Annotated in this window: 9 protein-coding genes and 1 pseudogene; 8 read left to right on the top strand and 2 right to left on the bottom strand. The window is 66.7% G+C overall.

Annotated elements, in window-relative coordinates; all coding sequences use genetic code 11:
* The 7 genes and pseudogenes from G3N94_RS26720 to G3N94_RS26690 form a co-directional block, all read left to right on the top strand.
* Positions 1–158, top strand: a pseudogene (locus G3N94_RS26720) (short-chain dehydrogenase); the annotation flags it as partial.
* A 55-nt stretch (positions 159–213) separates the two neighbouring features.
* Positions 214–618, top strand: coding sequence for a dihydroneopterin aldolase (locus tag G3N94_RS26715; protein ID WP_059613472.1), 405 nt, complete (start codon positions 214–216; stop codon positions 616–618).
* Positions 615–1,646, top strand: a complete 1,032-nt coding sequence (gene ttcA / locus G3N94_RS26710; protein ID WP_205795540.1) for a tRNA 2-thiocytidine(32) synthetase TtcA — start codon at positions 615–617, stop codon at positions 1,644–1,646. Before G3N94_RS26715 ends, ttcA begins: the two co-directional genes overlap by 4 nt.
* 146 nt (positions 1,647–1,792) lie before the next feature.
* Positions 1,793–3,154, top strand: coding sequence for a bifunctional UDP-N-acetylglucosamine diphosphorylase/glucosamine-1-phosphate N-acetyltransferase GlmU (glmU, locus tag G3N94_RS26705; RefSeq protein ID WP_205795539.1), 1,362 nt, complete (start codon positions 1,793–1,795; stop codon positions 3,152–3,154).
* Between the two features lie 53 nt (positions 3,155–3,207).
* Positions 3,208–5,025: a glutamine--fructose-6-phosphate transaminase (isomerizing) gene (gene glmS / locus G3N94_RS26700; protein WP_205795538.1), complete on the top strand. Its 1,818-nt coding sequence runs from the start codon at positions 3,208–3,210 to the stop codon at positions 5,023–5,025.
* Between the two features lie 48 nt (positions 5,026–5,073).
* Positions 5,074–5,550, top strand: coding sequence for a hypothetical protein (locus G3N94_RS26695; RefSeq protein WP_205795537.1), 477 nt, complete (start codon positions 5,074–5,076; stop codon positions 5,548–5,550).
* Positions 5,550–5,768, top strand: coding sequence for a hypothetical protein (locus G3N94_RS26690; RefSeq protein ID WP_205795536.1), 219 nt, complete (start codon positions 5,550–5,552; stop codon positions 5,766–5,768). The genes G3N94_RS26695 and G3N94_RS26690 overlap by 1 nt, the downstream gene beginning before the upstream one ends.
* Positions 5,769–5,863: 95 nt before the next feature.
* Here the strand turns inward: G3N94_RS26690 and G3N94_RS26685 are convergent, their stop codons facing one another.
* Together G3N94_RS26685 and G3N94_RS26680 are read right to left on the bottom strand one after the other, a co-directional pair.
* Positions 5,864–6,700: an FTR1 family protein gene (locus tag G3N94_RS26685; protein ID WP_205795535.1), complete on the bottom strand. Its 837-nt coding sequence runs from the start codon at positions 6,698–6,700 to the stop codon at positions 5,864–5,866.
* A gap of 11 nt (positions 6,701–6,711) precedes the next feature.
* Positions 6,712–7,044, bottom strand: coding sequence for a cupredoxin domain-containing protein (locus G3N94_RS26680; protein WP_205795534.1), 333 nt, complete (start codon positions 7,042–7,044; stop codon positions 6,712–6,714).
* Between the two features lie 340 nt (positions 7,045–7,384).
* Here G3N94_RS26680 and G3N94_RS26675 point away from each other — a divergent pair, with 340 nt between their 5' ends.
* Positions 7,385–7,585, top strand: a complete 201-nt coding sequence (locus G3N94_RS26675) for a heavy-metal-associated domain-containing protein (protein WP_205795533.1) — start codon at positions 7,385–7,387, stop codon at positions 7,583–7,585.
* Positions 7,586–7,672: the final 87 nt, after the last annotated feature.

The following is a 7,672-nucleotide window of genomic DNA, read 5'->3' as shown; positions in this document are numbered from 1 at the left end:
TGCGCGGGCACGCGCCGCACGCGGACGACATCGCGGCGGCGGCCTGTTACCTGGCGGACGCGCCCGGCATCACCGGCGCGACGCTGACCGTCGACGGCGGCGAGCACCTGGTGCCGCCTGCCGCCGACCCGAATGAACCGCACGGGCGGGCGCCATGACGGCCGCCGCCCGTGCCGCTTTGCGTGCGTGCACGCCAATTTGACTGGAACGACCATGCATTCCGCCCTCCTGCACCCCCGCCTCGCGGATTGCCGCAGGCTCTACCTGCGCGACTACGAAGTGCACATCAACATCGGGGCATTCGAGCACGAGAAGCGCGGCGAGCAGCGCGTCGTCATCAATGTCGACCTGTTCGTGCCGCTTGCGCTCAGCACCCCCGTCGACGACCGGCTGCATGAAGTCGTCGACTACGACCTGATGAAGCAGAGCGTCGCGCAGTGCGTGGCGCGCGGCCACATCCACCTGCAGGAAACGCTGTGCGACGCGATCGCCGCGCACCTGCTGGCGCACGATGCCGTGCGCGCGGTACGCGTCCGTACCGAGAAACCGGACGCTTATCCGGACTGCGACGCCGTCGGCGTCGAAGTCTTTCGCATCAAGGACGAGGAGCGAGCATGAACGCCCCCCACACCCCCAATCTGAATGAAGCGGCGGTCGATACCGCGGCGGTCGATGCCGCCCCTGTTGAAGCCGGCACGGCCAACGCCGGCCGCCGCGTGCTGACGCGCCGCGAGCAGAAGGAAGCGTACGAGAACAACAAGCTGTTCAAGCGGATCGTGCGCCAGGTCGGCCAGGCGATCGGCGACTACAACATGATCGAGCAAGGCGACAAGGTGATGGTCTGCCTGTCGGGCGGCAAGGACAGCTACGCGATGCTCGACGTGCTGCTGCGCCTGCGCGAGCGCGCGCCGATCGACTTCGACATCGTCGCGGTGAACCTCGACCAGAAGCAGCCGGGCTTCCCCGAGCACGTGCTGCCGGAATACCTGACGCAGATCGGCGTGCCGTTCCACATCGAGAACCAGGACACCTACAGCATCGTCAAGCGCCTCGTGCCCGAGGGCAAGACGACCTGCTCGCTGTGCTCGCGGCTGCGCCGCGGGATCCTGTACCGCGTCGCGGGCGAGCTCGGCGCGACCAAGATCGCGCTCGGCCATCACCGCGACGACATCCTGCAGACGCTGCTGCTGAACATGTTCTACGGCGGCAAGCTGAAGGGGATGCCGCCGAAGCTGCAGTCGGACGACGGCAAGAACGTCGTGATCCGCCCGCTCGCGTACGTGAAGGAAACCGATCTGGAGAAATTCGCGGAGCTGCGCGAATTCCCGATCATCCCGTGCAACCTGTGCGGCAGCCAGCCGAACCTGAAGCGCGCGGAAATGAAGGCGCTGATCCGCGAGTGGGACAAGCGCTTCCCGGGCCGCGTCGACAACATGTTCAGCGCGCTCTCGAACGTGGTGCCGTCGCACCTGATGGATACGACCCAGTTCCCGTTCGCGTCGCTGCGCGCGACCGGCGAGGCCGACCCGCAGGGCGACATCGCGTTCGACGAGGAGCCGTGCTCGACGGGCGACAACACGGGCGACAACCCGGCCGCGCCGGGTGGCGCGAAACCCATTTCGATCGTCCAGTTCGACGACCTGTGACATGGCTGCCGGAACGGGCGCGACGCGCCCCTTCCGGTTCCGCCGCGCGCCCTTTCCGGTTCCGCCAATCTTGCGCGGCGGCCCTCGGGCGCCGGAGCGCCCATGCTAAAATGGGCGGCTTCGAACTCTTCTGACTCGCTGGCGCCATGAATATCGTGATTTTGGCGGCAGGCACCGGCAAGCGCATGCGTTCCGCGCTGCCGAAAGTGCTTCATCCCCTGGCCGGCAGGCCGCTCCTCTCCCACGTCATCGCCACTGCGCGCGCGCTGCAGCCGTCCCGGCTCGTCGTCGTCGTCGGTCATGGCGCCGAGCAGGTCCAGGCGGCCGTCGCGGCCCCCGACGTGCAGTTCGCGGTGCAGGCCGAGCAGCTCGGCACCGGCCACGCGGTGCGCCAGGCGCTGCCGCTCCTCGACCCCGCGCAGCCGACCCTCGTGCTGTACGGCGACGTGCCGCTCACCCGCGTTTCGACGCTGCAGCGCCTCGTCGACGCGTCGCGCGAAGGCCGCTACGGCATCCTGACGGTGACGCTCGACGATCCGACCGGCTACGGCCGCATCGTGCGCGACGCCGCCGGCTTCGTCACGCGCATCGTCGAGCAGAAGGACGCGTCGCCGGAACAGCAGAAGATCAACGAGATCAACACCGGCATCATCGTCACGCCGACGGCCCAGTTGTCGATGTGGCTCGGCGCGCTGAAGAACGAGAACGCGCAGGGCGAGTACTACCTGACCGACGTGGTCGAACTCGCGATCGAGGCCGGCTTCGAAGTCGTCACCGCGCAGCCCGACGCCGAATGGGAAACGCTCGGCGTGAACAGCAAGGCGCAGCTCGCGGAGCTCGAGCGCGTGCACCAGCGCACCCTCGCCGACGCACTGCTCGTCGACGGCGTGACGCTCGCCGATCCGGCGCGGCTCGACGTGCGCGGCACGCTGCGCTGCGGCCGCGACGTGTCGATCGACGTCAATTGCGTGTTCGAAGGCAACGTGACGCTCGCCGACAACGTGACGGTCGGCCCGAACTGCGTGATCCGCAATGCGTCGATCGGCACGGGCACGCGCATCGACGCGTTCACCCATATCGACGGCGCCGAACTCGGCGCGCACACGGTGATCGGCCCGTACGCGCGGCTGCGCCCGGGTGCGCAGCTCGCGGACGAAGCGCATGTCGGCAACTTCGTCGAGGTGAAGAACGCGGTAATCGGGCACGGCTCGAAGGCGAACCACCTCACGTACATCGGCGACGCCGACATCGGCGCGCGCGTGAACATCGGTGCGGGCACGATCACCTGCAACTACGACGGCGCGAACAAGTTCCGCACCGTCATCGAAGACGACGTGTTCGTCGGATCGGACACACAATTCGTCGCGCCGGTGCATGTCGGCCGCGGCGTGACGATCGCGGCGGGCACGACGATCTGGAAGGACGTCGCCGACGGCCTTCTCGCATTGAACGAGAAAACGCAGACCGCGAAAAGCGGCTACGTCCGACCGGTCAAGAAGAAAAGCTGAACTTCTCGCGGGCGCCGGCATGGCGCCCGCTTTGACATAGAGGGTAGATTTCCATGTGCGGCATTGTCGGCGCAGTTGCGCAGCGTAATATCGTTCCGGTGCTGATCGAAGGTTTGCGGCGCCTTGAATACCGTGGCTACGATTCGTGCGGTGTCGCCGTGCTCGAACCGAATGCACCGAAGCGCGCGCGCAGCGTCGCGCGCGTCTCGGACCTTGACGAGCAGGTTCGCGACACGCATCTCGAAGGCACCACGGGCATCGCGCACACGCGCTGGGCGACGCACGGCGCGCCGGTCACGCACAACGCCCACCCGATCTTCTCGTCGGACGCGCTCGCGCTCGTCCACAACGGCATCATCGAGAACTTCGAGTCGCTGCGCGATGCGCTGCGCGCGAAGGGCTACGACTTCGTATCGCAGACCGACACCGAAGTGATCGCGCACCTCGTGCACAGCCTGTATCGCGGCGACCTGTTCGCCGCGGTGCGCGAAGCGGTGCAGCAGCTGCACGGCGCCTATGCGATCGCGGTGATCCACAAGGACCAGCCGCACACGGTGGTCGGCGCACGCCAGGGCTCGCCGCTCGTCGTCGGCTACGGCAACGGCGAGAACTTCCTCGCGTCCGATGCGCTCGCGCTCGCGGGCAGCACCGACCACTTCACGTTCCTCGAGGAAGGCGACGTCTGCGAACTGTCGCGCGAAGGCGTGAAGATCGTCGACCGTCATGGCGCGCTCGCGCAGCGTGAAGTGCGCGTCGTCAGCGCCTACGGTGGCGCGGTCGAGCTTGGGCCGTATCGCCACTTCATGCAGAAGGAAATCTTCGAGCAGCCGCGCGCGATCAGCGACACGGTCCCGCAGGCCGACGCATTCGACGCGACGCTGTTCGGCGACGCGGCGCCCGCCGCGTTTGCGGACATCGACAGCCTGCTGATCCTCGCGTGCGGCACCAGCTACTACTCGGGCCTCACCGCGAAGTACTGGCTCGAATCGATCGCGAAGATCCCGACCCAGGTCGAGATCGCGAGCGAATACCGCTATCGCGAATCGGTGCCGAACCCGCGCCAGCTCGTGCTGGTGATCTCGCAGTCGGGCGAAACCGCCGACACGCTCGCCGCGCTCAAGCACGCGCAGTCGCTCGGCCACACGCACACGCTCGCAGTGTGCAACGTCGCGACGAGCGCGATGGTGCGCCTCACCGAGATGCAGTTCCTCACGCACGCGGGCACCGAGATCGGCGTCGCGTCGACGAAGGCGTTCACGACGCAGCTCGTCGCGCTGTTCGTGCTGGCCGCGACGCTCGGCAAGCTGCGCGGGCACGTCGACGCCGCACTCGAAGCGGAATTCCTGAAGCAGCTGCGCCACCTGCCGGCCGCGCTGAACAGCGTGCTCGCGCTCGAGCCGCAGATCATCGCGTGGTCGGAAGAATTCGCGCGCAAGGAAAACGCGCTGTTCCTCGGCCGCGGGCTGCACTATCCGATCGCGCTCGAAGGCGCGCTGAAGCTGAAGGAAATCTCGTACATCCACGCCGAGGCCTACCCGGCCGGCGAACTGAAGCACGGCCCGCTCGCGCTCGTCACGGAAGCGATGCCGGTCGTCACGGTCGCGCCGAACGACGCGTTGCTCGAGAAGCTGAAGTCGAACATGCAGGAAGTGCGCGCGCGCGGCGGCGAGCTGTACGTGTTCGCGGACGCCGACACGCATATCGTCAACGACGAAGGCCTGCACGTGATCCGGATGCCGGAACACTATGGCCAGCTGTCGCCGATCCTGCACGTCGTGCCGCTGCAGCTGCTCGCGTACCACACCGCGTGCGCGCGCGGCACCGACGTCGACAAGCCGCGTAATCTGGCAAAGTCGGTAACGGTGGAATAAGCGGCGTCGCAAGCCTGTTGCAGCGCCGACGAGACAGACGGAGATAGTATGGTGAGACTGATTGGATGCGGGTTGCTGGTGCTCACATTCGCGTCGTCGGGCTGGGCCGCCGAGCATTACGTCGAGGTCTGGAATCCGCCGGAAGCCCGTACGCCGAACGCCCACGCGTCGGCGCCCCGGCCGCCGGCGGCGGCCCGTCCCGCCGAGCCACACGCGGCCGCACCGGCGAAGCATGCCGTCGTGCAGCCGAAGGCAGCCGCGAAACTCCACAAGCGCCATGTCGTGCAAACCGCGCAGACGCTGAAGACCCTGAAGACGGGCGCGCATCACACACCGGCGCCTGACGCCGCACCGGCTGCGCGCCCCGTCGCCCAGCCGGCACCCGGCCGGCTGACGGTGATGCAGCCCGACGCGCAGGACACGCCGCATGGCCTCGCGTACAACGACATTCCGCGGCAATACACGCCGGACGGGAACGTGCTGCGGGTCGGCACGCGCAACGGGCCGGCGAGGGTGGCACGATAATGGAAGCGGAAACCTACCACGGCTACCAGATCTGGGGCCACGCGATCCTTCAGCAGGACGAGATCCTGCAACCGGAGCGCTTCGCGGCAAGCGGAACGATCACGCAGAACAACAAGCTCGTCGAGGCGTCGGGCGTGCTGGGCGTGTTCGACACCGAGGATGCCGCACGCGTCGCCGGGCTCGAATGGGCCCGCGCGTGGATCGACAACCATCGCTGAGCGTTTGCGCGCCGGCATGGCCGATCGCGGCCTTCAATAATGAAACAAGGGGCGTCCTCGGACGCCCCTTGTCGCATTCACGCTCTCGCGTTGAATCAGACGGCTTGCCGCGGCGGCTGCACCGCGCGCTGCGGCCGGCCGACGAGCCGCGCCAGCACGACGATCGCCACCAGCGTGCCGAGATACGCGGCGATCTGGATGCCCGCCGGACGCGCGGTATAGCCGATCAGCGTATGCAATGCCTTGCCGACGATGCTCGTGTCCTTGAGCAGCCACGACGTGTCCCACACCGCGTCGCCCCACGACGGCACGAGATCGGCCGCCAGCAGGAAGCCGACGCACTGGCTCGCCATCCCGGCCGCGAGCAGCACGATCAGCCCGTTGGTGACGGAGAACAGGCGCTTCAGCGGAATCCGCAGCAGGCCCGCATACATCGCATAGCCGAGCCCGGCGCCGCCCAGCACGCCGAGCAGCCCGCCGGCGATCATCTGCGGCGTCTGCCCCGGATCGCCGGCCGCGATGCCGTACAGGAACAGCACGGCCTCCGAGCCTTCGCGCAGCACCGCGACGCCGACGACGATCGCGAGCCCGGTCAGCGGCTTGCTGCCGGCCGCGACGGCCCGGCCGACCTCGGTCATGTGCAGCGCCATCTCGCGGCCATGCTTGCTCATCCAGATGCTGTGCCACGCGAGCATCAGCGTCGCAACGAACATCACGCCCGCGTTGAACACCTCCTGGCCCATCCCCGACGCCCATTGCGAGATCACGTCGGCGAACGCCGCGATCAGGCCCGCGCCGACGATGCCGCCGACGAGCCCGCTGCCGACCCACCAGCCGCGCCGCGGCACGCCCTTCGTGGCGGCCATCACGATCGAGACCACCAGCGCGGCCTCGAGCACTTCACGAAAAACGATCAGGGCAGTGGACAACATGGCAGGTGCGCTTACTTGACGGTGAGATGCGTCTTCGACTGAGCCTCGTGGTACTCGTCGTGGAACTCGTAGGTGCCGGCCTTCAGCGGCCCGATCATGATTTCCGCTTCCTTGCCGGCCGGAATCACCTTCTCGGCCTTGAAGTCGTCGCTCTCGAACTCGGCCGGCGTCGCGTCGAGGTTCTTCACGACGAACTTCACCTTCTTGCCGGCCGGAATCGTCACGCCTTCAGGCGAAAACTTGTGGTCCTTCAGCGTCAGGTTGTAGACGTCATCGGCGGCCCACGCGGAAGTGGCCGACGCGCCCAGCAGGGCCACAGCAAAGCCGAAAGCGATACGGTTCATGTTTGACAGGGAATGAAATATTGATAGAGATTGATATTAAGATCGATTCGCATTTTCACATCGGATACCCTTGCTCGTCAAATGGAGATCGCTGCTCAAAGATTCGCGCAAGTGATTGTTTACAAATGTATTTCACGGAACCATTCGGCATCAGGAAACGGTCAATCAGGCTAAGTACCGACTGACGTTCCAGCGGATTTTTAAATCATCCGATTACATTCTTACGAATGCCTGTCGCGATGTGGATGCGACGCACGATACGCTGCATGTGCGCACGCGCTTGACCTTCCAACCGTGGCAAGCTTCATGCTGTGCACATTCTTCAACCCGGGAGGCAATGATGGAATTCGAAGTACAGGACATGACCTGCGGCGGCTGCGCGAACGCGATCACCCGTGCGGTGACGGCGGCCGATCCCGATGCCAGGCTCGACATCGACGTCGCGGCCAAGACGGTGAAAGTCGAATCGACGCAGTCCGCGGCACACGTGCAGTCGATCATCGAGGCCGCGGGCTTCCATCCCGCGCTGCGCGCCGCGTAACACGCCGCTGGCGCGCGACTGGCGCTTCCGCCGGCACATCACCGGCGCATTCGCCGGCATACCCGCCGACACACCACCCACGCACCG

This window comes from Burkholderia sp. Ac-20353, from assembly GCF_017104785.1.
Classification (GTDB): Bacteria; Pseudomonadota; Gammaproteobacteria; order Burkholderiales; family Burkholderiaceae; genus Burkholderia.
Note: the sequence above shows the minus strand (reverse complement) of the source record. Positions and strands in the feature narration are given on the sequence as shown.

Coding starts and splice junctions, on each gene's coding strand:
- glmU (WP_205795539.1), top strand. CDS start 1,793: ATGAATATCGTGATTTTGGCGGCAGGCACCGGCAAGCGCATGCGTTCC.
- glmS (WP_205795538.1), top strand. CDS start 3,208: ATGTGCGGCATTGTCGGCGCAGTTGCGCAGCGTAATATCGTTCCGGTG.
- G3N94_RS26675 (WP_205795533.1), top strand. CDS start 7,385: ATGGAATTCGAAGTACAGGACATGACCTGCGGCGGCTGCGCGAACGCG.
- G3N94_RS26695 (WP_205795537.1), top strand. CDS start 5,074: ATGGTGAGACTGATTGGATGCGGGTTGCTGGTGCTCACATTCGCGTCG.
- G3N94_RS26715 (WP_059613472.1), top strand. CDS start 214: ATGCATTCCGCCCTCCTGCACCCCCGCCTCGCGGATTGCCGCAGGCTC.
- G3N94_RS26680 (WP_205795534.1), bottom strand. CDS start 7,044: ATGAACCGTATCGCTTTCGGCTTTGCTGTGGCCCTGCTGGGCGCGTCG.
- ttcA (WP_205795540.1), top strand. CDS start 615: ATGAACGCCCCCCACACCCCCAATCTGAATGAAGCGGCGGTCGATACC.
- G3N94_RS26685 (WP_205795535.1), bottom strand. CDS start 6,700: ATGTTGTCCACTGCCCTGATCGTTTTTCGTGAAGTGCTCGAGGCCGCG.
- G3N94_RS26690 (WP_205795536.1), top strand. CDS start 5,550: ATGGAAGCGGAAACCTACCACGGCTACCAGATCTGGGGCCACGCGATC.